Source organism: Acinetobacter sp. CY05 (assembly GCF_059515805.1).
In genome coordinates, this window is record NZ_JCAKMW010000032.1 from 1 (window position 1) to 23107 (window position 23107).

Annotated in this window: 26 protein-coding genes and 2 pseudogenes; 13 read left to right on the top strand and 15 right to left on the bottom strand. The window is 41.3% G+C overall.

What is annotated here, in order from left to right:
* The 3 genes and pseudogenes from AC5YCD_RS14500 to pyrE form a co-directional block, all read right to left on the bottom strand.
* Positions 1-135 (bottom strand): annotated as a pseudogene (locus AC5YCD_RS14500) (IS982 family transposase); the annotation flags it as partial.
* Between the two features lie 60 nt (positions 136-195).
* Complete coding sequence (locus AC5YCD_RS14505) at positions 196-759, bottom strand: DUF8453 domain-containing protein (protein ID WP_496130711.1); 564 nt, start codon at positions 757-759, stop codon at positions 196-198.
* A 73-nt stretch (positions 760-832) separates the two neighbouring features.
* Positions 833-1483 (bottom strand): orotate phosphoribosyltransferase, encoded by a 651-nt coding sequence (pyrE, locus tag AC5YCD_RS14510; RefSeq protein ID WP_496130712.1) that lies wholly within the window; start codon positions 1481-1483, stop codon positions 833-835.
* Between the two features lie 39 nt (positions 1484-1522).
* On the opposite strand from pyrE, the gene AC5YCD_RS14515 reads away from it, so the two are divergent.
* Positions 1523-2341 carry an exodeoxyribonuclease III gene (locus AC5YCD_RS14515; RefSeq protein ID WP_496130713.1) on the top strand — a complete coding sequence of 273 codons (819 nt, stop codon included), beginning with the start codon at positions 1523-1525 and terminating at the stop codon, positions 2339-2341.
* Between the two features lie 401 nt (positions 2342-2742).
* A complete protein-coding gene (locus AC5YCD_RS14520) occupies positions 2743-3099 on the top strand; it encodes a Spx/MgsR family RNA polymerase-binding regulatory protein (RefSeq protein WP_496130714.1) in 357 nt (118 codons plus the stop codon).
* A gap of 38 nt (positions 3100-3137) precedes the next feature.
* On the opposite strand, the gene AC5YCD_RS14525 is transcribed toward AC5YCD_RS14520, so the two are convergent.
* Positions 3138-3569, bottom strand: a complete 432-nt coding sequence (locus AC5YCD_RS14525; protein ID WP_496130715.1) for a DUF2147 domain-containing protein — start codon at positions 3567-3569, stop codon at positions 3138-3140.
* 151 nt (positions 3570-3720) lie between these two features.
* Between AC5YCD_RS14525 and AC5YCD_RS14530 the strand changes: the two genes are divergently transcribed.
* The gene (locus tag AC5YCD_RS14530; RefSeq protein WP_496130716.1) at positions 3721-4632 is read left to right on the top strand and encodes an alpha/beta hydrolase; all 912 of its coding nucleotides are present in this window, start codon (positions 3721-3723) and stop codon (positions 4630-4632) included.
* 33 nt (positions 4633-4665) lie between these two features.
* On the opposite strand, the gene AC5YCD_RS14535 is transcribed toward AC5YCD_RS14530, so the two are convergent.
* From AC5YCD_RS14535 to AC5YCD_RS14550, 4 genes are all read right to left on the bottom strand, one after another.
* A complete protein-coding gene (locus AC5YCD_RS14535; protein ID WP_496130717.1) occupies positions 4666-5232 on the bottom strand; it encodes an FMN-dependent NADH-azoreductase in 567 nt (188 codons plus the stop codon).
* 218 nt (positions 5233-5450) lie between these two features.
* On the bottom strand, positions 5451-6221 hold the full coding sequence (locus AC5YCD_RS14540; protein ID WP_496130718.1) for a transporter: 771 nt from the start codon (positions 6219-6221) through the stop codon (positions 5451-5453).
* A 13-nt stretch (positions 6222-6234) separates the two neighbouring features.
* Positions 6235-6780 carry an ankyrin repeat domain-containing protein gene (locus tag AC5YCD_RS14545; RefSeq protein ID WP_496130719.1) on the bottom strand — a complete coding sequence of 182 codons (546 nt, stop codon included), beginning with the start codon at positions 6778-6780 and terminating at the stop codon, positions 6235-6237.
* Positions 6781-6893: 113 nt separating this feature from the next.
* Positions 6894-7277 carry an HPF/RaiA family ribosome-associated protein gene (locus AC5YCD_RS14550; protein WP_496130720.1) on the bottom strand — a complete coding sequence of 128 codons (384 nt, stop codon included), beginning with the start codon at positions 7275-7277 and terminating at the stop codon, positions 6894-6896.
* 240 nt (positions 7278-7517) lie between these two features.
* Between AC5YCD_RS14550 and puuE the strand changes: the two genes are divergently transcribed.
* From puuE to AC5YCD_RS14575, 5 genes are all read left to right on the top strand, one after another.
* Positions 7518-8483: an allantoinase PuuE gene (gene puuE / locus AC5YCD_RS14555; RefSeq protein WP_496130721.1), complete on the top strand. Its 966-nt coding sequence runs from the start codon at positions 7518-7520 to the stop codon at positions 8481-8483.
* A gap of 94 nt (positions 8484-8577) precedes the next feature.
* Positions 8578-9075: a 2-oxo-4-hydroxy-4-carboxy-5-ureidoimidazoline decarboxylase gene (gene uraD, locus AC5YCD_RS14560; protein WP_496130730.1), complete on the top strand. Its 498-nt coding sequence runs from the start codon at positions 8578-8580 to the stop codon at positions 9073-9075.
* Positions 9068-9394, top strand: a complete 327-nt coding sequence (gene uraH, locus AC5YCD_RS14565; protein ID WP_496130722.1) for a hydroxyisourate hydrolase — start codon at positions 9068-9070, stop codon at positions 9392-9394. Before uraD ends, uraH begins: the two co-directional genes overlap by 8 nt.
* A 99-nt stretch (positions 9395-9493) precedes the next feature.
* Complete coding sequence (locus AC5YCD_RS14570) at positions 9494-10234, top strand: outer membrane protein OmpK (RefSeq protein ID WP_168400629.1); 741 nt, start codon at positions 9494-9496, stop codon at positions 10232-10234.
* Between the two features lie 94 nt (positions 10235-10328).
* Positions 10329-10847: a GNAT family N-acetyltransferase gene (locus tag AC5YCD_RS14575; protein WP_496130731.1), complete on the top strand. Its 519-nt coding sequence runs from the start codon at positions 10329-10331 to the stop codon at positions 10845-10847.
* Here the strand turns inward: AC5YCD_RS14575 and AC5YCD_RS14580 are convergent.
* The gene (locus AC5YCD_RS14580; protein ID WP_496130723.1) at positions 10824-11303 is read right to left on the bottom strand and encodes a DUF1877 family protein; all 480 of its coding nucleotides are present in this window, start codon (positions 11301-11303) and stop codon (positions 10824-10826) included. The two genes, AC5YCD_RS14575 and AC5YCD_RS14580, sit on opposite strands and share 24 nt — an antisense overlap.
* A gap of 151 nt (positions 11304-11454) precedes the next feature.
* Positions 11455-12612, bottom strand: a complete 1158-nt coding sequence (hpxO, locus tag AC5YCD_RS14585) for an FAD-dependent urate hydroxylase HpxO (protein ID WP_496130724.1) — start codon at positions 12610-12612, stop codon at positions 11455-11457.
* A gap of 196 nt (positions 12613-12808) precedes the next feature.
* Here hpxO and alc point away from each other — a divergent pair, with 196 nt between their 5' ends.
* The 4 genes from alc (at position 12809) to AC5YCD_RS14605 (ending at position 16630) form a co-directional block, all read left to right on the top strand.
* A complete protein-coding gene (gene alc, locus AC5YCD_RS14590) occupies positions 12809-13810 on the top strand; it encodes an allantoicase (RefSeq protein WP_496130725.1) in 1002 nt (333 codons plus the stop codon).
* Between the two features lie 51 nt (positions 13811-13861).
* Positions 13862-14368, top strand: coding sequence for an ureidoglycolate lyase (locus tag AC5YCD_RS14595; protein ID WP_496130732.1), 507 nt, complete (start codon positions 13862-13864; stop codon positions 14366-14368).
* A gap of 42 nt (positions 14369-14410) precedes the next feature.
* Positions 14411-15148: a sulfite exporter TauE/SafE family protein gene (locus AC5YCD_RS14600; protein WP_496130726.1), complete on the top strand. Its 738-nt coding sequence runs from the start codon at positions 14411-14413 to the stop codon at positions 15146-15148.
* A 66-nt stretch (positions 15149-15214) separates the two neighbouring features.
* Positions 15215-16630: an SLC13 family permease gene (locus AC5YCD_RS14605; protein WP_496130727.1), complete on the top strand. Its 1416-nt coding sequence runs from the start codon at positions 15215-15217 to the stop codon at positions 16628-16630.
* Positions 16631-16673: 43 nt separating this feature from the next.
* Here AC5YCD_RS14605 and parE read toward each other — a convergent pair whose 3' ends face one another.
* Together parE and AC5YCD_RS14615 are read right to left on the bottom strand one after the other, a co-directional pair.
* Positions 16674-18554, bottom strand: a complete 1881-nt coding sequence (gene parE / locus AC5YCD_RS14610; protein WP_496130728.1) for a DNA topoisomerase IV subunit B — start codon at positions 18552-18554, stop codon at positions 16674-16676.
* 12 nt (positions 18555-18566) lie between these two features.
* Positions 18567-19152: pseudogene (locus AC5YCD_RS14615) on the bottom strand (YqiA/YcfP family alpha/beta fold hydrolase).
* Between the two features lie 139 nt (positions 19153-19291).
* Here AC5YCD_RS14615 and AC5YCD_RS14620 point away from each other — a divergent pair.
* Positions 19292-20599 carry a PGAP1-like alpha/beta domain-containing protein gene (locus tag AC5YCD_RS14620; protein ID WP_496130729.1) on the top strand — a complete coding sequence of 436 codons (1308 nt, stop codon included), beginning with the start codon at positions 19292-19294 and terminating at the stop codon, positions 20597-20599.
* Between the two features lie 27 nt (positions 20600-20626).
* Here the strand turns inward: AC5YCD_RS14620 and tnpC are convergent, their stop codons facing one another.
* The 3 genes from tnpC to tnpA all read right to left on the bottom strand — a co-directional run bounded on the left by tnpC (position 20627) and on the right by tnpA (position 23021).
* The gene (tnpC, locus tag AC5YCD_RS14625) at positions 20627-22231 is read right to left on the bottom strand and encodes an IS66 family transposase (protein WP_496128784.1); all 1605 of its coding nucleotides are present in this window, start codon (positions 22229-22231) and stop codon (positions 20627-20629) included.
* A gap of 74 nt (positions 22232-22305) precedes the next feature.
* Positions 22306-22641 (bottom strand): IS66 family insertion sequence element accessory protein TnpB, encoded by a 336-nt coding sequence (tnpB, locus tag AC5YCD_RS14630; protein WP_164709242.1) that lies wholly within the window; start codon positions 22639-22641, stop codon positions 22306-22308.
* A complete protein-coding gene (tnpA, locus tag AC5YCD_RS14635; protein WP_218999213.1) occupies positions 22638-23021 on the bottom strand; it encodes an IS66-like element accessory protein TnpA in 384 nt (127 codons plus the stop codon). The genes tnpB and tnpA overlap by 4 nt, the downstream gene beginning before the upstream one ends.
* Between the last annotated feature and the right edge of the window lie 86 nt (positions 23022-23107).

Genomic DNA, 23107 nt, shown 5'->3' on the forward strand with positions numbered 1-23107 from the left:
AATTTCAGATAAGCATAGAACACCTGATCGCTGTCTGACTTTAGGATTTTCTTGTTTTAGATACTGCCAATAGACCGCTTCATTTTTTTGAAAAAAATCATCAATTGTGCAGAATAAAGTTGTAAACTCGAACATAGGATGGCTGGTTAATAAAAGTGTGTGGTAACTCTCTTATTAACTCAGTCATCTTTTTTTTCAACTGAATTTCTTATCCATGATTCGGGTTAAAATATATTCTCGCTCAAAATTACTTGCATTTTTATCTTGATATGTAACTTTCACCCTGAAAATTAAATTAAAAAACATATCTATACTTTGCTGTTCTTGTCCTGTAACCCTATCCACACTAAACAAATTACTAAATTTCATCTCAGATGGAGATAAATGTTTTAGTCCTTTTACCATAAAGGTAGGACCACTAATCCTTGCCAGTATTTTATTAGATAGTTCGCTATATTTATCTTTATTATCATTTTCTATATCTAACTTGATATTAAATGCATGTCCTAAACCCTCATTAGTAATTTTTAATCGAAACCAATTAATAGACTCATTCATATGATCAATTTTCACAGTAATAAAAGGCTCTATATGCACTCTAGTAATTTTTTGATTTTCTTTTAATGCTTGTTTTGCTGTAAATGCTGCCCAAAAAGCTACCCCTAATGTAAAAGCATAGACGATCACAGAGAACCAATCAGTCAACGTAGTTTGGTGAGAAATATGTAATTTTAAAAAGTCTAAAATTGGCTGTTCCATAATTTTTATTAAGAATAAATAAAGCCCTATCATGGATAGAGCTTTATTAAAAATCAATATCTTGTATTAAAAATTAGATACCATATTTGACACGGTACGCTTCCATTTTAGCCAAAGCTTCTTTATTGCCTTTAGCAGCTAAATAATCCATTAAATCTTTCATGGTAATTAAAGCATGTACTGGAATTTCTAATTCTTTTTGGACTTCTTGAATCGCAGACAATTCACCTTGACCTTTTTCTTGACGGTCAAGCGCAACTAAAACACCCGCAATTTGTGCACCAGCATTCTTTAAAATGGTTACCACTTCACGAATTGCAGTACCTGCCGTGATTACATCATCAATGATCCAAACCTTTTTGCCTTCAACTGAAGCACCTACCAACACACCACCTTCACCGTGATCTTTGGCTTCTTTACGGTTAAAGCCCCAAGGCACGCTTACGCCATGGTTTTGTGACAATGCCACAGCAGTCGCTGCAACAAATGGAATACCTTTATAGGCAGGGCCAAAAATCACTTCTACGTTATCGCATTCAGTCAATTTTGCCGCATAGCCAGATGCTAAACCTGTTAATGCTTCGCCATCATTGAGTAAACCTGCATTAAAAAAATAAGGGCTCACACGACCCGATTTTAAAGTAAACTCACCAAATTTAAGCACACCACGTGATAATGCGAGTTCGATAAAAGCTTGTGGGTTAAATGCCGCTTGCGTTGTCATGAGGTGCTCCATTTTTTAAGTTTGAGGTTAAACCTAAGCATGATACCAAAGAGTAGCTATCCAAGTGATCAAAAAATTTTACGTGTCGTATCAATCAACGTAAATGGATTACGTTCAGCGGAAAAAAAAGGGATTTTTGACTGGATGGCAACTTCAGATGCCGATGTCATCTGCATGCAAGAGTCACGTATTACCCATGAACAATGGACGGACAAATTTAAACCTGAAGGTTGGTACACGCATCTGTTCCCTGCTGAACGTCCAGGCTATGCAGGCACTGCTATTTATAGCCGTTTGCCCTTTGTGTCCGTGACTGATGGTTTGGGGTTTGAACTCGCTGATTCACAAGGTCGCTTTATATCAGCAGAGTTTGATTTAGGTTTAGATAAAACCGCCCATATTTGCTCATTGTATTTACCATCAGGCTCATCAGGTGAAGAAGCACAAGCGCGTAAAGATCACTTTTTAGATGAATATAAGAAAATTTTAAAACAATGGCGTGATGAAGACAAATCAGTCATTGTGTGTGGTGACTACAATATTGTGCATAAACGCATTGATATTAAAAACTGGTCGGGCAATCAAAAAGCCTCAGGCTGTCTGCCACACGAACGTGCATGGCTTGATCATATCTATGATGATTTAGGCTATGTGGATACTTTCCGTGAAGTGATTAAAGAAGCTGAGGTCTATTCTTGGTGGTCCAACCGTGGTCAAGCCCGTGCCAAAAATGTGGGTTGGCGGATTGACTACCAAGCCTGTTCACCCGATTGGAAAGCGCGTACTGTCAATGCATGGGTGTATAAAGAAACATGGTTTAGTGACCATGCCCCAGTGATTATTGACTACAAATTGTAAAACTCAGTAAACACTTGTTTACTTAAACAGTGTCTATCTCCTACACACACTGTCGTCTTTGTAGCTTTTTTCATAAGCTTATTCAGGGCATTATGTTGCCACAGCACAGGGAAGCGGTCAGGATGACCACATATGGATTGGATGCTGTAGGATGAAAATAAATAAGTACTTACAAAGCGCTTGTTTTCAAGGATTAGACAACGGACGTTGCAATGAGACCCGCATAATCAGGATGATTAGATGCGGGTTTTCAACATCTTGAGCCTATCTTTTTGATCTATACTTAATTATTTTTACTATAAAACTAGGTTAAGACCTGAATATGACAGCCACGTGACCATAGGATTAAACTTTAGCGTCGAATGGTTTAAGCTAAAGAAAAATCAGCTTAGAGATCTTTGATGTTAAAAATTTATGGTATTAAAAACTGTAGTTCAATGAAAAAAGCCTTTGACCTACTTAATGAGTTAGGGTTGGATTATGAGTTTTATGACTACAAAAAACAAGCACCAGAAGCAGCCACCGTCCAAGCTTGGCTAGCAGCTAAAGGTCAAGAAGTGATCTTAAACAAAAAAGGAACAACTTGGCGTAATCTTTCTGAACAAGAACAACAAGATGCACTCAGTTCACCACAAAATTTAATTACCGCTTTAATCACACACAGTAGCTTGATTAAGCGTCCAGTGTTAGCGACCCAACAGGGCTATATTGTCGGTTTTGATGAAGCAGCTTACCGAGCATTGGCTGCTAATTCATGATAAAAAGCCTGCAACATGCAGGCTTTTTAAACTCAATTTTAGTTGGCACGTTGCCAAGTTTGGGTACGTCCCAATACAGATACACCAATAAAGCCATGCATATCTAGGCTATCGCCTTTTAACTGACTTTTTAGCTTATACGTTTTGCCTGAGTTTGGATCTACAATAGACCCTCCCTCGTATTTGTTGTTACCCACATTTTTTAGACCATGCACAATTGTTAAACCTTTTAAGGATTTATTTTTGTAAGGTCCTTCGCATTTACTACACGCGTTTTCTTCACCCGGCGTTAAAACCTGCTGAATAGAAGCGGATAAAGTGCCATTTTTTTGTTGGGTAAATTTAACCAAAGCTTTGGCTTGCTTGGTTTTATCGTCTACAGTCTTCCATACTGTACCATTTAAAGGATCCGCTGCACTCGCAAGACTGACAAAGCCGAATAATCCTAATGCGACAAATAATTTTTTCATTGTTATAAATTTCCTTGGGTCGAAACGACATGCTTAGTATTCAAAATTGGCAACAAATTTGCAATTTTTGAATGTGACTATTTAGTGTAAGCTTGTAAAATTAGTTGTGAAAAATACAACTATAAGTATATTAAAAATAAATAGGACTATGATGAAAATTGATCCACTTTTTAAGCAGCTAGCCACTGAAAAACTGCTGAAAACCGCGATTCGTGCACCAAGCCGCCTGAATTTGCCGCCTAATACTCTACGTTTTGCTTTAGAGCAAATGAGTCGTGTTTTTCCCCAAAGTCATCAAGTCAGTATTCGTGAGCTAAACTTAACCGGTTTAAAAGTAGAAGAAATCAAAGCCCAAGATGAAGCCACGCAATTAATTTTTTACATTCATGGAGGTGCGTTCTTTGTCGGTTCATTAACCACTCACCGTGCTTATCTGACCCAACTGGCCGCCCGCACCCAAATGCAAGTCTTGCATGTACAATATCCTCTAGCACCGGAGTATCAATTTCCAGATGCCATTGAAGCCTTATTGCGTTTGTATAAAGATTTATTAGCTCAAGGTGTTCAAGCAAAAGATATTATTTTAGCCGGCGATTGTTCAGGTGCTAATTTGGCCTTAGCCCTTGCACTGCGTATCCGTGAAGAAAAATTACAACAAGTTAGTGGCTTAATGTTGGCTTCACCATTTGTAGACTTAACCTTAACCAGTGAATCGATTCGTTACAACGCTAAACTGGATGCTATGCTCAGCCCTAAAGCGTTAAAAACTGGCATTGAATATTATGTACCGCGTGGTTATGAACTTGGCGACGAAAAAATTTCACCATTATTTGCAGATTTAACAGACTTACCACCGCTATTTATTCAGGTGGGTTCTAAAGCCCTGTTACTAGATGACGCCAAACGTTTGCACCAACGTGCTGAAGCAGCTGGGGTTAAAACCAGTTTAAAAATCTATACTGGGATGTGGCACAACTTCCAACTGTTTCATGCTTGGTTTGAGGAAGGTCAGCAAGCCTTAGCAGATCTGGCTGAGTTTGCACATAGTGTCGATCTTGATTAAAAAAAAGGTCAGTATGAGCTGACCTTTTTATGATTAGATTTGGGTAATTTTTGCTAATGCTACATTAATGGCTTGAGTTTTAATGTCTTCGCCCATGTTCACGCCTTCAGCGCGAATGACGTTAACATCAGTCACTCCAGTGAAGTTAAATACTGCTTTTAATAAACCCTCTTGGAAGTCGACTGGGCTGTTATCGCCATAGACACCACCACGGCTACTTAAGATGTATGCAGTTTTATTGCCTGCTAAACCGACAGGACCATTTTCTGTATATTTAAAGGTACGACCTGCCACGCTAATACGGTCAATCCATGCTTTTAAGTTTGATGATAAGCCAAAGTTATACATCGAAGCACCCACGACTACGATATCGGCTGCTAAATATTGATTTAACAACTTCTCGCCTAAAGCACTTTGCTCATCATCCTGGCCCATTAAAATCGCGCCAGTTAAATGCGGAATATTGACTGTATTTAAATCTAGATATTCAATGTCTAAATCAACATGTTTGCTTTTAAGCTGCTCAATCACTGCTTGACTTAACTGACGTGAAACAGATGCTGCGCCTAAAATACTTGAATCAATATGTAAAACTTTCATAACTAGCCTAAATTTATGTTTATATGATGAGGCCATTATAACGTCCTATAAATATGATTTAATCACCACATATAGCACACTATGTTTTAAATTTAGAACAAAGGCTTGGGGTACTGATTTGTATAAAATCATGTGTTTTAAGCAATACAGAGAAAAGGACATAAAAAAAGCAGTCCTGATCTAAAGAACAAGACTGCTGTTGTATCTGTCACACATGGTTAAAAAGCGTAAGTAAAACCTAAAGCCGCTTGATAATGGTCATGCTGACCATTTAAAGCTAACCCAACACTTGCGTCTAATTGCAAGCGTGAATTCACTTGATACAGCAGGCCAGAGCCTAAACCATATTCGTAATCCTGCCCTTCTGCTTTGGAGTAAACCAATTCAGAATAGCCACCAAGTTTAGGGCTAAAGTTATATTCTAGCGTAGGTACAGCAGTCACACGCCAGCGGCCATCTTGCACTGCATAAAACATGCTCATTGCCGTGGTCACATCTTGATTATAGGCAAACGAAACCGTCGACCCAATGCTATACACGTCATCTTGTAGACTAAACTGGTCATCACCTGTGGCAAGCACAGCTTGAGCGAGTAAAGCCATGGATAACTGCTCATCATCTAAATTGATGGCTTTTTTTAGACCAATACTGACATCACCCAAACCATCATCTTCAACTGACTGACCTGCAACTTTGGTTTTTGACCATGCAGGTCCTTGCCAACCCAACTGTAACTCAAGATCATCACTTAACCCTGTACGGAGTAAAGTATCTGCGTAGATTTGAGTATGTTTAACTGTTTGACCTGCATCATTTTGATATTCAAGATAATGAGCATTGGCCAAGCTTTGTTCCCATGCCAACTGCCCCACTGGTACAGTAGACGTGCTAAAACCAGTACCTGGACGATCAAAACTATAGTCAGCAGCAAAACTCAAAGAAGTTAAGCCAAGCGTTGCCAGTGCAACAAAGGTTTGTTGTGTTGTCATATATTTTCCAAAGTTAAGCGAGCTCTTTTGACATTTTTGCGCCATGGGCACGTAGTAACTCTAATACTTGTTGTTCTTCAGGTAGCGCTTGTGACCAATCAATCTCATCAAAATCACAATCGAAGAACAAATGGCTAATTGAAGAGAGAATGGTTAAATCATCTTCATCCTTGGTATTTGGATTGACTTTTTCTGCCAATAAACGTTCAACCGCAGGTACACATGCTGCACTTGCTACATCCCAAAGTGGACCATAGATTTCTTCTGAATCCCATAAATGTAAATTGACTTTCGCTTTAATCAAAGCGTCTAAAATTTGCATATACGGCTTTAAGTAAGCAGCTTTTTGCTCATCTGATAATGGTTGGCCTGCTTCGTGTGCTTCGCAGACTTGTTCCCACCAAGCAAATAAAGTGTCTGACCAAAGTGAAATTAAAGGACCGGTTTCACTATCAATAATAAAGTTTGGATCGACCCCTTGAGCCAACAGACTTTCAACTTCAGCAACATCTAAAGCGGAGATGGCAGCAGCTAGGGCTTGTTGTTGTGTGCTTAACATAAAACTTTCTCTCTTTTATCTAAGGACTATTATGCCCAATCTACTTAGATTTGCGATGACAAATTTAACAGCCAATAAAAAAGCCCCCAAAGGGGCTTATTAAAATACGAACTTTAGTCGTCTTCATCATCTAGTAAATCAGCTTTACCTGCATCTGGATCAACATAACTAGGTTGCTGCGCACGCGGCTTATCTTTTTTCTCAATCACGTGTTCTAGACTACGTTTTAAACGGTCAATCGCACCGGTAATTGCGGTATCGACATTTGGACCACGGTGATTGACCACCACAGGTTTCAGTCCTGCAGGGCGCGCCTCAATCATACATTTAATGTCATCATCGCCGCCTTTGTCCCCATTTTCATCACTCAAATGCACGGAGAAGTGCGTAATACGCTCACTATGGCGTTGGAATTCTTCTGTTAGTTCTGCACGTACATAACCAATTAAACGATCACTATTTTGAATATTTTTATCTGTACGGATTTCAATGTTCATAATCTCATCCTCTTTTCGTATCTTTATCTGAATCTTTTTTGTGCAAAACTTGACTATCTTGGCACGCTTGTCGCTTAGCTGTTGCTATAGCACTACATCTGTATTGTTTTGGAAGACAACCTCCCCTTATTGATGCACTATTTTGAGTCTTAAGAAGCGTCCTTCTATTCTTTGAATATCGGGCTTCTATTTAAAATATGCAAGAGGTATTTGAAAAAAATTATCAAAAGGATACCAAACGTGACAACTTCTTACTTAACTGGTCAAGAACTTATTGATTCTATTCAAAATTCAGAATATTCACGTGATCTCGTTGGCTATCAAGGCACACCGCCACATGCCCATTGGCCGAATCAAGCACGTATTGCAGTACAATTTGTTTTAAATTATGAGGAGGGCGGTGAGAATCATATTGAACATGGTGATGCAGGCTCAGAACAGTTTTTATCGGAAATTGTGGGTGCTGCTAGCTTTGATGCTAAACATATGTCGATGGATTCGATGTACGAATATGGTTCACGCGTAGGTTTTTGGCGTATTCACCAAGAGTTTCAAAAACGTGGCTTAACAATGACGATTTTTGGGGTGGGCATGGCTTTGGCGCGTCATCCAGCCATTGTGGAGGCTATTAAGAGCGCCAATTACGATGTGGTTTCACATGGTCAGCGTTGGTTGCATTACCAACATATTGATCTTGAGACTGAACGCCAGCATATGCATCAAGCCATTACAGTGCTTGAAGCCCTATTTGGGCAAGCACCGATTGGTTGGTATACCGGACGTGATAGCCCCAATACTCGTCAATTATTGGCAGAGTTTCCGCAAATTGAATATGACTGTGACTATTATGGTGATGATTTGCCATTTTGGACTACACTCACTAACGCAGAGCAAACAACTCGTCCACATCTTATTATTCCTTATACCTTAGACACCAATGACATGAAATTTAGCTCAGCAGGTGGGTTTAATACGGGCGATGATTTTTATCAATATTTAAAAGACGCTTTTGATGTGTTGTATGCCGAGGGTGAAACTGCACCAAAAATGTTATCTATTGGCATGCATTGCCGCCTTTTAGGGCGTCCTGGTCGCTTTAAAGCCCTACAACGTTTCTTAGATTATGTACAAAGTCATGAAAAGGTCTGGATTTGTCGTCGTGGCGATATTGCCCGACATTGGCAACAGCACCATCCCGCCCCATAAACTTTAAAGCGCGCTAAAAAGGCGCGTTTTTCATGCCCAATTTTGGCATTGTTATTGCTAATTAGGCGTATACATGACAAATATTCAAAAGATTATGCAATTGAGCCAGTTTAACCAGCAACCCATCCAAGAGGTATTGCAACACTGTGTCAAGATTCCACGCTGGGCCAGTGACATCAGCGCCCAACGCCCCTTTGCCTCACGCCAAGCCGTCCTTGATTTTGCCGAAGATGCGGCACAAACCTGGACTTGGGATGAAATCTTACAGGCTTTAAATACTCACCCAAGGATTGGAGAAAAAAAAGCCCAAGCCGATTTAAGCGCCAAAGAACAACAATTTTCTGCGCGTGAACAAGCCAGCGCACAAGCCGATCAGGCAACGTTAGATTTAATTTTGCAAGGCAATCTCGACTATGAGGCGCGCTTTGGTTATATCTTTTTAATTAAAGCAGCAGGTTTAAGCAGTACAGAAATTTTAACAGCCTTACAACAACGTTTACAGCACGACCCTCTTATAGAACAACAGATTGTAAAACAACAACTGATTGGTATTGCCCTTTTACGTTTAGAACAGGAATTAGATCATGATTAGTACTCATATTTTAGATACCCATTTAGGTCGACCAGCAGCCAATGTTGTGGTGCAATTGTTAGATGAAAGTGGTTCTATTTTAGCGACAGCCACAACCAACACAGATGGACGTATTACTGCCGATGCTTTTGGTTTAAGCGAAATTCAAGCGGGCAATTACAGTTTAGATTTTGCAGTTGCTGATTATTTTAAGTCTTTATATATCAGTACTTTTTTTCCTAAAGCTGTGATTCATTTTACTGTTGAAGATGCCAACCAGCATTATCATATTCCTCTTTTAATTAGTGCTTTTTCTTATTCAACTTATCGTGGGAGCTAAAAAAGTAACGGTTAAATTATCCGTTTGTCTTTTTTAGCTTTATTTTTATTTGATTCACTGTATTCTAACTACGCTTTTTATGGGCTCTGAGATTTTTTCATGAAACTTACACAACTTGCTGCACTGTGTGCACTCTCTTCCGCTGCTGTGTTGGCTCAAGCTAAACCAGTTTGGCAAGACTTTAGCCTTACTGCGCTTTACGGCGAAAACTACGAAGTAGGTACAGATCAACGCACTACGCTTACTGGTGAATATGCGGCTAAATACAAATACTCTGATGTGTTTTTCTTTGTCGATCATCAATGGGATGACGAAAATGAGCAAAGCACCTACTTTGAGCTTGCACCACGTTTAAGCCTAGGTGATGTTTCAGGTAAAGACTTAAGCTTTGGCCCAGTTAAAGATGTATTGGTCGCAACCACTTGGGAACATAATGCTGACTACGATAACAATCGTGGTTTTAACAACTTCCTTTATGGTGTTGGTTTTGCCTTAGATGTTCCGTATACCAACTATGCCAATATCAACTTTTATAAAGCAGATAACGACAGCAAATCTAATAAAGATGATGATTATCAAATGACCATCACTTATGCTGTACCGTTTAAATTGGGTAATGAAGATTTCTTAGTGGACGCATTCCTTGATTGGTCAACTGCTGAAGATACTCATGCTAGCGAATTAAACTGGACTAGCCAATATAAATGGAATGTAGGTAAACACATTTCACCAAGCACTAAGCTATATGTGGGTGTAGAGCACTCTGTTTGGAATAACAAATACGGTATTAAAGGTGTAGATCAAAATGATGTCAGCGCTTTAGTAAAATACCACTTCTAAGCACATCATTTGATGTTAAAAAGGCAAGACTTCGGTCTTGCTTTTTTTTATAGATTTTTCTTAGATACAATGAATTTTTGAGTACATTTTTATGATGTCTTTTAGTTTACGTGCTGCCACCAAAGATGATCTTACTGCGATTTTGGCAATCTACAATCACGAAATTGAACACAATACAGCAAACTGGAATACCCAGACTTTTGACCTCGACTATATGCAAAATTTCTTTGCCGACTTACAACAACATGGCTTTCCATTGGTTGTGGCGGTGGAAGATGCCACACAACACATTGCGGCTTATGCCGATTATTCATTTTTTAGTCAAAATAGCGGTTATATCTATACGGTTGAACACTCGGTCTTTGTTAAACCTGAATATCAAGGTCATGGTTTAGGCAAACGTTTAATGCACGCCTTAATTGAACATGCACATACTCAAAAACTACATATGATGGTGGCTGCCATTGATGCAGAGAATGTTGGTTCTATTCATCTGCATCAAAAGCTTGGCTTTGTACAAACTGGTTATTTACCACAAATGGGGTTTAAATTTGGGACTTGGCGTGATTTGGTGTATATGCAACTGAATTTAAAAATAGCTCGCGGCGAATAGCTGTTCACCTTGCAGCGCGACAATCACCAAGTTGTGATCTGCTGCATGGTAATAAAAACTTTGTAGCTGATTAAAGCTCACCCGCAAAGCTCCTAATAACTCATCTGAGGAGAGTTGGGACGCAATATTCGCTGTTTGAATCTGCTGAACGTGTTTGGCTTGAATAAACTCCGTGACCTCTAAATCATTCAATGCTGCATATACGTCTGAGACTCTAACCACAGTATTATAATGCACACGTGCTCCTGGGATAGGATGTATGCTAAGTGGGTGAATAGGGTGCAAAGCCTCCTTTAAAATTGCATCACTCTGTAGTAAATAATCTAAGGCTTGCCAATCTGTCAGTTGCAAACGGTATTGGATCGCGGGGCACGTCACAATATCTTCTGTGCTCTGTGCATTTAAAATCAGCTGCTCAAGGCTGTTGGCGTCTAGTGCTAAAAGTAGTATTTGCATCGTTGTTGTTCCTTATTGTGGATGCGCTCTTGGCTAGCTTAACGCCTTTTTGTGGTGCATTGGGCTGTGAATATGTAAAAAAAAAGGGCTGAATGCCCTTTCGCTGTAATCTGTTATTTTTATTTTTTCTATTTATTATTCAATGACTAACTTAGTCCAATGGATTATCAACAATGTTGCTAATAATACCTTGCATGATATGCGGCCCCTGCTCCTTACGTAAATCGGCATACCAATCTTCTGTGACTTTTTGATCTTTCATGTGTGTCACATCACAACGTTTACGCGCACGTAATACCAACTCGTTAGCACGCGCATTCCGTTTGTTTTGATAACGCTTGAGCGCGTCTTCAATGCCTAAAGTATTAATTTGCAAAGCGCGTGCCAAGTAAATCGCATCTTCCATAGCTTGACACCCCCCTTGGCCAATATCTGGTGTCGTGCTGTGTGCTGCATCCCCCATAATTACTACACGACCTCTATAGAACTGGGTAAACGGTTCAATATCATGAATTTCTACCCGATTGGTACGCTGCTCATCAATCGCATCTATTAAATGCTGTACTGGCTGACACCAACCTTTAAAATATTGTTTTAATAAATTTTTATACTGACTACGATCATTATCTAAGCCTAAAGGCAATGGGACATCAAAGAAAAAATAAAAACGGTTATCGGCAACTGGCATCAGTGAAGCACGTTTGCCCTCACCTACAAAAGTTGTCCATTGATCCGCAGGAGCAAGCTGTGGTGAGATCTCGACTAAACCATTCCAGTTGACATAACCTGCATAGCGGCGTTCAACTTTTTCACCTAATACATAAGAACGGGTAATTGAATGAGTCCCATCTGCACCGATCAACAGATCAGCTTCAACTGTGCTGCCGTCGGCAAACTGTACTTTGACCTGATCACCAAGATCTTCTAGTCCTGTCATTCGTTTGCCTAAATGAATGTCTGCCTTGCCAAACTCCTGCATTAACATGTCTTGTAATTCAGCACGCGATACAGGGTATGGACGTTGACCCACTTCTTCAATCAGCGGCTGCAGGCTAAATTGCGTCATCACTTCGCCATTTAAGCCATCAATATAAGCCAGATGGTCCATCTGACCACCTAAGGCCGCAACTTTATCGGTTAAACCTAAGTAATTTAAGCATTTTACCCCATTGGACCAAAGTGAAATTGCCGCCCCAACTGGCAAAATTTGCTCGGCTTGTTCATAGATTCGTACTTGGTGACCAAATTTTTTGAGCGCAATACCTGTGGTTAAACCACCCATGCCTGCACCAATAATGACGATATCCATCTTATTCTCCGCTTATCCTTGTTTATTGATCAGCTTTAAAGCGAAAACTATGCCATTTTAAAAAATGTGCTGAAAAAAAAGGCAAAGTTGGCACAGGCTGTGCTTCTTAAAGCACAAATTTGCATTGTTTTGGGCTGTTTTGTGATTTTAGCTGCCCAATCTTGCAACACCAATAATCATAGCAATGGAAAATAATATGGCGACTTTGACCGCACCTGTTTTTGAACTTCCTAACCAGCTACAACAGCTCACTAATCTTGCCGATGCTGAAATTGGCGCCCAAGTGCTCGCGTGTTCAGATGAGTTTTTTGCTGAAGCCAAACGCATGCTACAGTTTGCAGCACCAATCTTTGTCGAAGATAAATTTGATGATCATGGCAAATGGATGGATGGTTGGGAAACGCGTCGTAAACGCCATGCTGGCTATGACTGGGCCATAATCAAACTGGGTGTGGCTGGAAAAATCAAAGCGCTAGATATTGATACTACTTTTTTTACCGGTAACTACCCTGCTTCCGCTTTGGTTGAGGCTTGTTATGCACCAAATGGCGATGTTGATGCTGCAACATGGTGCAATATCTTACCGAATAGTATTTTAGGTCCGGGCCAACATCATCTGTTTGATATTCAGGACCAAAGCACCTACACCCATGTCCGTTTAAATATTTTCCCTGACGGTGGTGTAGCACGCTTTAAAGTGTATGGTGAAGTGCAAATTCAAATCTCTGATGCCAGTCAAAGCTTAGATTTATTGGCCCTACAAAATGGGGGGCGTGTGGTTGCCTACAGTGATGCGCATTTTGGTCACCCACGTAACTTAATTAAGCCTAATCGCGGTATTAACATGGGTGATGGTTGGGAAACCAAACGCCGCCGTGCCCCAGGATTTGATTGGTGTATTTTAGCTCTAGGCCAAGCCGGTCATATCGAAAAAATTGACATCGATACTGCACATTTTAAAGGTAACTATCCGGCTCAAGTGTCGATTCAAGCGATTTATGTAGAAGATGCCACTGATCCACAGTTGATTCCGCAAAGTATGTTCTGGCCGTATTTATTGGAGGCTCAAGACACGCAAATGGATCATATTCATAGTTACGTGAATGAGATTTTAGCGCATGAAAAAATCAGTCATATTCGTGTCAATATGATTCCAGATGGTGGTATTAGCCGTATTCGTTTATTTGGCAAAATTTAATGTTCTCGCCCTAACGCTTAAGTTGACTTAAGCGTTTTCAATTTAAAAAGAATTCTTATGCAAAGTATTCAAATTCAAAAGTTAAGCCCTGAAAATTTCGCGCCTTTTGGTGAAGTCATTAGTTGCCAAGGCAATGAATTTTTCCATATTAACGATGCACATACCGAACGCTATCATGCCTTAGTAGAAACTGAAATTATAGGCGAAGCCAAAGCGGGAATTAGTATTTTTCGTAATATAAAAGCCACGCAGTTGCCGTTTACAATTCAGATGTTAGAGCGTCATCCAAACGGTTCTCAAGCCTTTATTCCCATGCAAGGGCAAGCATTTTTGCTGGTAGTGGCCAAAGCTTTAAATGAGCATGCACCTGACTTAAATCAAATTTATGCCTTTATTACAGATGGCTCCCAAGGCGTGAATTATCGCGCGGGTACATGGCATCATCCCTTACTCACTTTTGAAGCCCCGAGTGATTTTGCTGTGGTGGATCGGATTGGTAAAGGGCCTAACTGTGATGTGTGGACCTTTCATCCTATTGAGGTTACAACCCAACCCTAAACTCAGTTAAGCTAATGCTTTATCGCATAACATAACAATACGATGGATCAGCAGCAGCTTATTATTTTAGTCTTATGTGCTTTAGCGGCATTATTACATGGCTTAAGCGGTTTTGGCTTTCCGATGCTAAGCACCGCTCTTATTGCGAGCTTTTATCCGCTCTCCATCAGTATTGCTGTTGTTATTATTCCCTGTTTATTACTCAATATCTTGGTGCTGTTTTCGACAGCGCGCCACTTAAGGCACTATATACACCGCTATTTGGTACTCATTCTAAGCAGTATGCTGGGCACTTGGCTTGGTGTCGCTTTATTACTTTATCTCTCAGAACAACATTTAAAAATCATGCTTGGGGTGATTTTACTGGCTTATGTGTTCGATCAATTCAGTGCTCGCCCGTTAAATTTAGCCGCATCACAGCGCAATATGGCCATATTTGGTTGTGCCGCAGGTGTGGTTGGTGGGGCCAGTAATGCGATGGCTCCATTATTGATTTTATATTTAATGGCCAGTCAACATCAGAAAAATGATGTGGTGATCATCAGTAACCTGATCTTTTTGATCAGTAAAATTGTACAACTATTTTTACTATGGCCTATATTAGAACAACAGCTTGCTTACAATAGCAGCTTGATCCTATGGCTGAGCATCAGTGCTGTAATTGGGGTGTTGCTTGCCAATCGCTTTCGGCAAAAAATATCACAACGCCATTTTCGTTACCTTATTTTAATCTTAATGACTTTGCTCGGCCTACAAGCACTATATCAAGCCATGTTTTAAAAATGTGCCCCAGCATAGCGCAAGGGGTGCTCAATAATAAAAATACTCACATAAAGGAAATCAATTATGTCTACAACCCTGAGCACAGGTTCAGGTCAAATTGAACCCAAACGCTTAATCAAAGGTGGTGTGATTATTGTCATTGCGGCAATTTTATCTTACCTCTGTTATCAAGCCTTACCCTACGACAGCAATGCCAATAAGGGGCTAGCCTTACTGTTATTTATTGGGATTTTATGGCTGACCGAAGCTATTCATATTACCATCACTGCGCTTCTTATTCCTGTGTTGGCCGTGATTTTACAATTGCCCTTTGAAGCAGCCGACAAAACACTGCAACCTTTAACCACGAGTAAAGCCTTAAGTTTATTTGCCGACCCCGTGATTTTTTTATTCTTTGGCGGTTTTGCTTTAGCCACGGCGCTGCATATTCAAAAGCTCGATAAAAAAATTGCCATGAAAATTATTTCCCTGAGTGGCGGCCATTTAGGTATATCAATTTTCGCGATTTTTTTAGTCACTGCTTTATTGTCAATGTGGATTTCCAATACTGCTACCGCAGCCATGATGTTACCGCTGGCACTGGGTTTAGCCTCACATTTAGATGCGCAAAAAGATCGTAAAACCTTAGTGTTTATTTTACTGGGTATTGCCTATTCTGCCAGTATTGGTGGGCTAGGCACCTTAGTCGGCTCCCCTCCTAATGCCATTGCAGCCAAAGCTTTAGATTATGATTTTGCCGATTGGATGAAAATTGGTTTACCCATGATGCTGATCTTATTGCCTGCCATGCTGCTGAGTTTATATGTGGTTTTACGGCCTAAACTGAATCATAAAATTGATTTTCAAGCCGAAAATATTGCATGGACTAAAACCCGTATTGCTACCATGATTTTATTTATCTGTACGGCAATTGCTTGGATTTTGGGTAAAAAGCTCTCAGAAAACTTTGGTATTTCCCAACCTGACACATGGACCGCTTTGCTTGCTGCCTGTTTAGTAGTGATTTTAGGCACAGCCACATGGAAACAAGTGTCCGAAAATACTGATTGGGGCGTGTTGCTCTTGTTTGGCGGGGGTTTAACCTTAAGCGCGGTACTCAAAGATTCCGGCGCGTCTTTGGTGTTAGGTCAAACCATTGCCAATACCTTTGGTGATACTTCGCCACTGATGATTATTTTTGTAGTGACAATCTTTATTATCTTCTTGACTGAATTTACCAGTAATACCGCGTCTGCGGCACTGTTAGTCCCTGTCTTTGCGGTGATTGCCGATCAAATGGGAATGCCCAAAGAAGTGTTAGTGATTGTGATTGGTATTGGTGCATCGTGTGCCTTTATGTTACCTGTGGCCACGCCACCCAATGCGATTGTATTTGGTACGGGTCATATTCAACAACGTGAAATGATGACCGTAGGGATGGTGCTCAATATCTTGTGTATCTTTATTATCGCATTTTTTGTGTATGCATTTTTTATGTAAAAAAAGCCCCCTCAAAGGGGGCTTTTTAATTTTAATAAGTGGTTTACACCGCAATATCGGCTAAATTACCTTTTTGCTCTAACCATTGTTTACGGTCGCCTGAGCGTTTTTTGGCTAATAATTTATCCAATAAACTTGCAGTGAGTTGCATATCATCTAAATCTAATTGCACCAAACGACGGGTATTCGGATCCATCGTGGTTTCACGCAACTGACTGGCATTCATTTCACCTAAACCTTTAAAGCGTGTGATTTGTGGCGCTTTGGTTTTGGCTTTACTTAATACACCTTCAAGTTCAGCATCATCTAGCGCGTAATGCACATCTTTACCGTCATCAATACGAAATAGTGGCGGCATGGCAACATATAAATGTCCTTCTTCGACCAAACTTCTAAAATGCTTCACAAATAGGGCGCAAAGTAAGGTGGCAATATGTAAACCATCCGAATCGGCATCGGCTAAAATACAAATCTTACCGTAACGTAATTCTGATAAATCATCACTACCCGGATCGACCCCAATCGCGATGGCAATATCATGGACTTCCTGTGAAGCCAGCACTTCATCTGAAGAGACTTCCCAAGTATTTAAAATCTTACCGCGAATTGGCATGATGGCTTGGAAGTTTTTATCGCGCGCTTGTTTCGCTGAACCACCTGCTGAGTCACCTTCAACAATAAACAGTTCTGATTCTTCCAAAGTATGCCCAACGCAATCAGCAAGTTTACCCGGCAAAGCAGGCCCTGAAACAATGCGTTTACGTTCAACTTTTTTAGCCGCTTTTAAACGACGACCTGCTTTGGCAATCGCCATCTCTGCCAATTGCATGGCAATTTCAGAGTTTTGATTCAGCCATAAGGCAAAAGCATCTTTGGCAATATTTTGCACAATGCTGACTGCTTCACGGCTGGATAAACGCTCTTTGGTTTGGCCCGAGAATTGTGGCTCTTGTAATTTCAGCGATAAGATATAGTTGACGCCATCCCATACATCTTCAGCAGATAGCTTTAAGTTGCGTGGCAATAAATTACGTAATTCACAAAATTCACGCATGGCATCGGTCACACCAGCACGTAAACCATTCACATGCGTACCGCCTTGCGCGGTTGGAATTAAGTTGACATAACTTTCTTGAACTTGCTCACCACCTTCAACATTCCAGCAAATGGCAAATTCAGCACTGGCACGTTCGCCCTCACCAGTGGCAACAAAAGCTGGATGAGGCAAAATCTCACGATCCTGCAATTCATCCATTAAATAATCGACTAAACCATTTTCAAATTGCCATGTGATTTTTTCATCATTGATTTCATCGACATAGTTAATTTGCAAACCCGCAGCCAGTACTGCTTTAGCTTTTAAATTATGTTTTAAAGCTTTTAAGGCAAATTTAGGTGAATCAAAATACTTGGCTTCCGGCCAAAAATGTACAGTGGTCCCCGAAGCGCGTTTAGGTGCTTTACCTTCTAATACCGCTAAAGGTGCAACGGGTTCACCTTGCTCAAAGGCCATTTGATACAGATTGCCTTGGCGCTGTACGCTGACTTCCACACGTGTTGATAAAGCGTTGACCACCGAAATACCAACACCGTGTAAACCACCTGAGAATTGGTAGTTATCGGTACTGAACTTACCACCGGCATGTAGCTTGGTTAAAATAATTTCAATCCCGCTTTGTCCGTATTCGGGATGGATATCGACTGGCATACCACGGCCGTTATCTTCAACCGATAAAGAGCCATCTTTATAGACTTTTACCGTAATTTTATTGGCATGGCCCGCTAATGCTTCATCTACAGCATTGTCAATAACTTCTTGCGCTAAATGGTTAGGACGTGAAGTGTCGGTATACATGCCCGGACGGCGACGTACCGGATCTAAACCAGATAAAACTTCAAGTGATTGAGCCGTATATTGAGACAAAGTCAGTTTTCCTTAATCGATACAATCGGATAAAAATTGCAACAGCATGGGTATTTTTTCTATGAAATTATCCATGGCATGGTTGCCGCCCGCCTCGAGCATCTGCAAAGCACCATGAGCTGCCTGCGTATAATAACGCTGTGCGTTACGATAATCCAAAACTTCATCGCCTTGTTGCAGCAATAGTAAAATTTTGTTTGCATGCTGAACAACTGGCAAGGCAAGTGTCCGTAAATCGTCAAGTTGAGCTTGGTCAGTCGACCATTGGGGATGAATCCACACAGCTAATTTGGCGGCTTGAAAACGTTGTTGAACCAACGCCCATGGTTGCATAGCCGGATTGATCAGTACAGTCGGCAGATTATATTTGGCGACAAGATATGTCGCATAAAAGCCACGCAAGCTACTCCCCACTAAAACCACTTGATTTAAGCTTTCAATCAACTGTTGTCATTTTTCTATCACCTGCTGCGGTGAACAGTTTAAATCTGGTGTGCACCTGTATATGCGGCATATGCTGTTTACAATAACAGCCTAATTGCGAGCATTTAATGGAATGAGAATTGCTTAAAAATCCATATAGATAAATCAGCTGCATCTGCTTTACTCCAATGCAACATTTTTGGGTTTATTGTTGGACAATAATGCATTTGTGGTAAGACAAAGCAAGATATGTTAACTGCATCACAATTCTCATTATAACAACGCAGTAAAAATCGCCATGAGGGATTGTCCCTATGCCAAGTTTAACACCGTTACATGAAACCTATTGCCGCATCGATGATCGTCCCTTAAGCCAAGCCGATGTGCTAGAAGGTTTAGCACAGTTATTAAGCTCACGCTTAGGTGGGGCTGTGCATCATTTAGTGTTTGCAATTCAGCGCGAAATTTTACTTAATTTTCTGGGCATTAATGACCTACAAAGTCAAAAGCTCATGCGCTTGCCCTATGTTAAAAAGCTCTATCGAATGGCCTCAGAAACCAGTCAACACTATGGTAAGTTTTTACTGGCACCTGGGCTACGCCATGTAGTGGATGCCTTTCCTAAATTGCATCAAAAAAAGCTCAATCCTTCCTTGCATTTTTTGGTGGGTATTTTAAATGGTGTTTTAGGTAATTATTTACTCCATCATCATAATCCTTTGGCGGTTCCCATGTTGCTCTATGACCATTATGGTGAAGTACAACAAGGCGATTTGGCTGGCAAAATTGTGATTTTTTTGCATGGCGTTTGTATGAGCCATGTGGACTGGACAGGCGCTCGTCACGGCGGGATTCCCGATAAATTAATGGCACAGCGTGGCAATAAGACCCTGTTATATTTGAATTATAATTCTGGGCGCCGCATTTCTGCTAACGGTCGCAGCTTGTCTAATTTATTGGCTGATTTAGTGGCACGCAACCCAAGGATTAGCAGTATTGATTTGATTGGCCACAGCATGGGTGGTCTGGTGGCACGTAGTGCGTTGTTTTATGGCAAACAAGAACTACAAGACTGGCTATATATGACCGAAAATCTAGTCTGTTTAGGCTCACCACACCATGGCGCTGGTTTAGAGCGTTTTAGCTTTACCATTCAACAAAAGTTAGGCAATTTGCCCATCGTGAAATTGTTTGGGCACTTGGTCAATATCCGTAGTAATGGCATTTTAGATTTACGCCATGGCAGCGTACGTGATGACGACTGGGAACATCATGATCTGCGTATAGGTTCCCTAGATGACAACCGTAAACCTGCTCCCATTCCTTCGCATGTGAATGCCTTTTTAGTGGCCGGTACCCTAGAGCATCAAAATAGAACCTATCGGGCACTGAAAATTTTAGGTGACTATTTGGTCAGTGTAGAGAGCGCTTTAGGCGAACATCCTAATCCACGCTTTTACCTCAAAGTACCTGATGCACATAAAGCAGTTTTTTACGGTTTAAACCATTTTGAAATTCAATATCATCCCAGCGTCGCAGAACAAATTGCCCATTGGCTCTATCCTGCTGCCGATGAAGTAGAGGGTGATAATATTCATGAACATAGAGTGGATTTAGAGTAAGCATCCGCTGAACCCCATACCTATTTTTTAATTTTGGTCGGGTTGCCACCGGTGTGGCAGTAATTCTTCAATTTGGGTCACTTTGTGTGTCGGTAGCCTTTTCAGCACATCACTTAAATAGGCATACGGATCCAAGCCATTGAGCTTTGCTGACTGGATTAAAGTCATGATATTGGCAGCTCGTTGGCCACTGCGCAGCGAGCCAGCAAACAGCCAGTTCTTGCGTCCTAAGGCCCAAGGTCGCATCTGATTCTCTACCCAATTATTGCAAATCGGTAGATTGCCATCATCCAGATAGCGGCTTAAAGCTGGCCAACGCTTCAGCGTGTAATTGATGGCCTTGGCGGTGGGAGAACTCGATGGCACCGTCAGTTGATGTTGGTTGAGCCATTCATACAGTTGTTGCATCACCGGTTGACTATGCTGTTGTCGGTATTCGCGGCGCTGTTCTGCTGTACCATCGGTCTTTTTTCTGAGTTCTGCTTCTATGGCATACAGTTTCTGAATCAGCACTAATGCCTGTTCAGCGACCTGACTTTTTTTGGTCACATGCAGTTCATGGAATTTACGACGCGCATGCGCCATACAGCCCACCTCAACGACCTGGCCTGATTTAAAGCGTGCTTTATAACCACTGTAATCATCACAAACCAGATGACCCTGCCAGTTTTTCAGGAACGCTTCAGCATGCTGACCTGAACGACTATCCTGAAAGTCATAGATCACGGCTTGAACCGGATTGTACTGTGTGGTGGCATAGGCCCAGACATAACCTTTCTTCGGTTTTTTCTCATCATCACCCATCCGCATGATGGTGACTGGTGTTTCATCTGCATGCAGCACCCGCTGTTGCAGCACCACCTGTTTTAAGGCATTGGCCAGAGGTTCCAGTTCTACACCGCAGCGACCTATCCAGTCAGATAAAGTGGATCTGGACAGATCAATGCCAGCCCGCTGATAGATCAGGCGCTGACGGTACAGCGGTAAATGATCGGCATACTTCGATACCAGCACATGGCTGAGCAGTTCAGGACTGGCAATACCTTTATCAATCACATAGGCGGGCATCGCTTGCTGAGTCAGGGTATCACACTGATCACAGACCCATTTGCCACGGACATGCTGTTCCTTGTAGAACTGTGCCGGTCTGAAATGCAGTTTTTCACTGATATCTTCGCCGATACGACGTAACTGGCAGCCACAACTGCATTGGGTTGATGCAGGTTCATGCTCAATACGGATGGTGTGTAGATGATCTGGCAGCAGTCGACGTTTAGGTTTGTTGACTGTGGCTTTCTGTGTCGCTGCATCGGTTTTATCTGCATTTAATCGTTCTAATTCCAGATCAACGGCTGCGATATCTTCTTCGACCGCTTCGTCCCATAGATGGATTTGTTTTGCGGTGAGATGTTCGTTTTTACTGCCGAATTTATGCTTTTTAAACAGCGCCAGTTCATGCTCGTATTTTTGATTGAGAATAGAAAGATGCTGAACTTTGGCATCCAATTGCTGGTTTGATTTTTCTAATTCTTGATTTGATTGTGCCAGAGACTGATGCTGCATTGCCAACTGCTGGGTAAATTCCAGCAGTTGTTCATGGGTCAGTTGGCTTAAGTCAGGCAGCGTATTCATGATCGCAGTATGCCTGAGGTCATGACGCAGAGGAAATAGAACGTTTGGAGAATAGCAGAATAACCGAGCTTGGTTTAGAGCATTGTGACCACTTGCTGTCGTCCAATGCGCTGCCAGGGCAAACCCTGGATTAATGCCTGTAACTGTTCCGGGTTGAGGGCCACGGTTTCACCTTGGTGAACTTGAGCCCAGTGGAATTTTCCCTGTTCCAGCCGCCTGGCACACAGCCAGATGCCCAGTCCATCATGTACCAGCACTTTCATACGATGGCCACGTTTATTACAGAACAGGTAAGCACAATGCGGTTTAATGTAGCCAAAGGCTCTCACCACCTGAGCCATGACAGTATCCATCCCTGCTCGCATATCCAGAGGTTGGGTAGAAAGCCAGATTTCATCAATGCGGATCATGTTGCCAGTGCCTTGAGTAATTCTGCTAAAGCAGATATTTCTGATACTTGCCATTTCAAGCCAATTTCTGCTTTTGAGTGGGGTAAAGTAATTTGAACCTTTAACATGTCAGTAGGAGTAGGATCTAATGGTGCAGAGCAAGATAAGGCAATAAATGCAGGTTTATTCGGTAGTGGTGAGCGATCACTCCCTGGCTTAGCATCAATTAAGCGAATCCATTTGGATACAAGATTTGTATTCAATCCATGTTGCAAAGCGACCGAAGCAATTGAAACGTCCGGTGCTTTACAAGCCTGAACGATCTGCTGTTTAAATTCAGCACTGTATGTTCTTCGTTTTTTCGCAAGAGATGCGATGGATGTCTGGTGATTTGTAGTCATAAATTTTAGTCCCCACTTGTTTTTAAGTGGGGACTAAATTAAGGCTTATAGGATGAATTCATAAGGTGTGTTCAGCGGACGCTTAC

Coding starts and splice junctions, on each gene's coding strand:
- AC5YCD_RS14545 (WP_496130719.1), bottom strand. CDS start 6,780: ATGTTAAGCACACAACAACAAGCCCTAGCTGCTGCCATCTCCGCTTTA.
- AC5YCD_RS14580 (WP_496130723.1), bottom strand. CDS start 11,303: ATGCAAATACTACTTTTAGCACTAGACGCCAACAGCCTTGAGCAGCTG.
- AC5YCD_RS14515 (WP_496130713.1), top strand. CDS start 1,523: ATGATACCAAAGAGTAGCTATCCAAGTGATCAAAAAATTTTACGTGTC.
- alc (WP_496130725.1), top strand. CDS start 12,809: ATGGCGACTTTGACCGCACCTGTTTTTGAACTTCCTAACCAGCTACAA.
- AC5YCD_RS14525 (WP_496130715.1), bottom strand. CDS start 3,569: ATGAAAAAATTATTTGTCGCATTAGGATTATTCGGCTTTGTCAGTCTT.
- tnpA (WP_218999213.1), bottom strand. CDS start 23,021: ATGACTACAAATCACCAGACATCCATCGCATCTCTTGCGAAAAAACGA.
- tnpB (WP_164709242.1), bottom strand. CDS start 22,641: ATGATCCGCATTGATGAAATCTGGCTTTCTACCCAACCTCTGGATATG.
- AC5YCD_RS14540 (WP_496130718.1), bottom strand. CDS start 6,221: ATGACAACACAACAAACCTTTGTTGCACTGGCAACGCTTGGCTTAACT.
- AC5YCD_RS14620 (WP_496130729.1), top strand. CDS start 19,292: ATGCCAAGTTTAACACCGTTACATGAAACCTATTGCCGCATCGATGAT.
- AC5YCD_RS14600 (WP_496130726.1), top strand. CDS start 14,411: ATGGATCAGCAGCAGCTTATTATTTTAGTCTTATGTGCTTTAGCGGCA.
- hpxO (WP_496130724.1), bottom strand. CDS start 12,612: ATGGATATCGTCATTATTGGTGCAGGCATGGGTGGTTTAACCACAGGT.
- uraH (WP_496130722.1), top strand. CDS start 9,068: ATGATTAGTACTCATATTTTAGATACCCATTTAGGTCGACCAGCAGCC.
- AC5YCD_RS14530 (WP_496130716.1), top strand. CDS start 3,721: ATGAAAATTGATCCACTTTTTAAGCAGCTAGCCACTGAAAAACTGCTG.
- AC5YCD_RS14505 (WP_496130711.1), bottom strand. CDS start 759: ATGGAACAGCCAATTTTAGACTTTTTAAAATTACATATTTCTCACCAA.
- AC5YCD_RS14520 (WP_496130714.1), top strand. CDS start 2,743: ATGTTAAAAATTTATGGTATTAAAAACTGTAGTTCAATGAAAAAAGCC.
- AC5YCD_RS14535 (WP_496130717.1), bottom strand. CDS start 5,232: ATGAAAGTTTTACATATTGATTCAAGTATTTTAGGCGCAGCATCTGTT.
- AC5YCD_RS14575 (WP_496130731.1), top strand. CDS start 10,329: ATGTCTTTTAGTTTACGTGCTGCCACCAAAGATGATCTTACTGCGATT.
- AC5YCD_RS14605 (WP_496130727.1), top strand. CDS start 15,215: ATGTCTACAACCCTGAGCACAGGTTCAGGTCAAATTGAACCCAAACGC.
- tnpC (WP_496128784.1), bottom strand. CDS start 22,231: ATGAATACGCTGCCTGACTTAAGCCAACTGACCCATGAACAACTGCTG.
- AC5YCD_RS14550 (WP_496130720.1), bottom strand. CDS start 7,277: ATGAACATTGAAATCCGTACAGATAAAAATATTCAAAATAGTGATCGT.
- AC5YCD_RS14570 (WP_168400629.1), top strand. CDS start 9,494: ATGAAACTTACACAACTTGCTGCACTGTGTGCACTCTCTTCCGCTGCT.
- pyrE (WP_496130712.1), bottom strand. CDS start 1,483: ATGACAACGCAAGCGGCATTTAACCCACAAGCTTTTATCGAACTCGCA.
- uraD (WP_496130730.1), top strand. CDS start 8,578: ATGCAATTGAGCCAGTTTAACCAGCAACCCATCCAAGAGGTATTGCAA.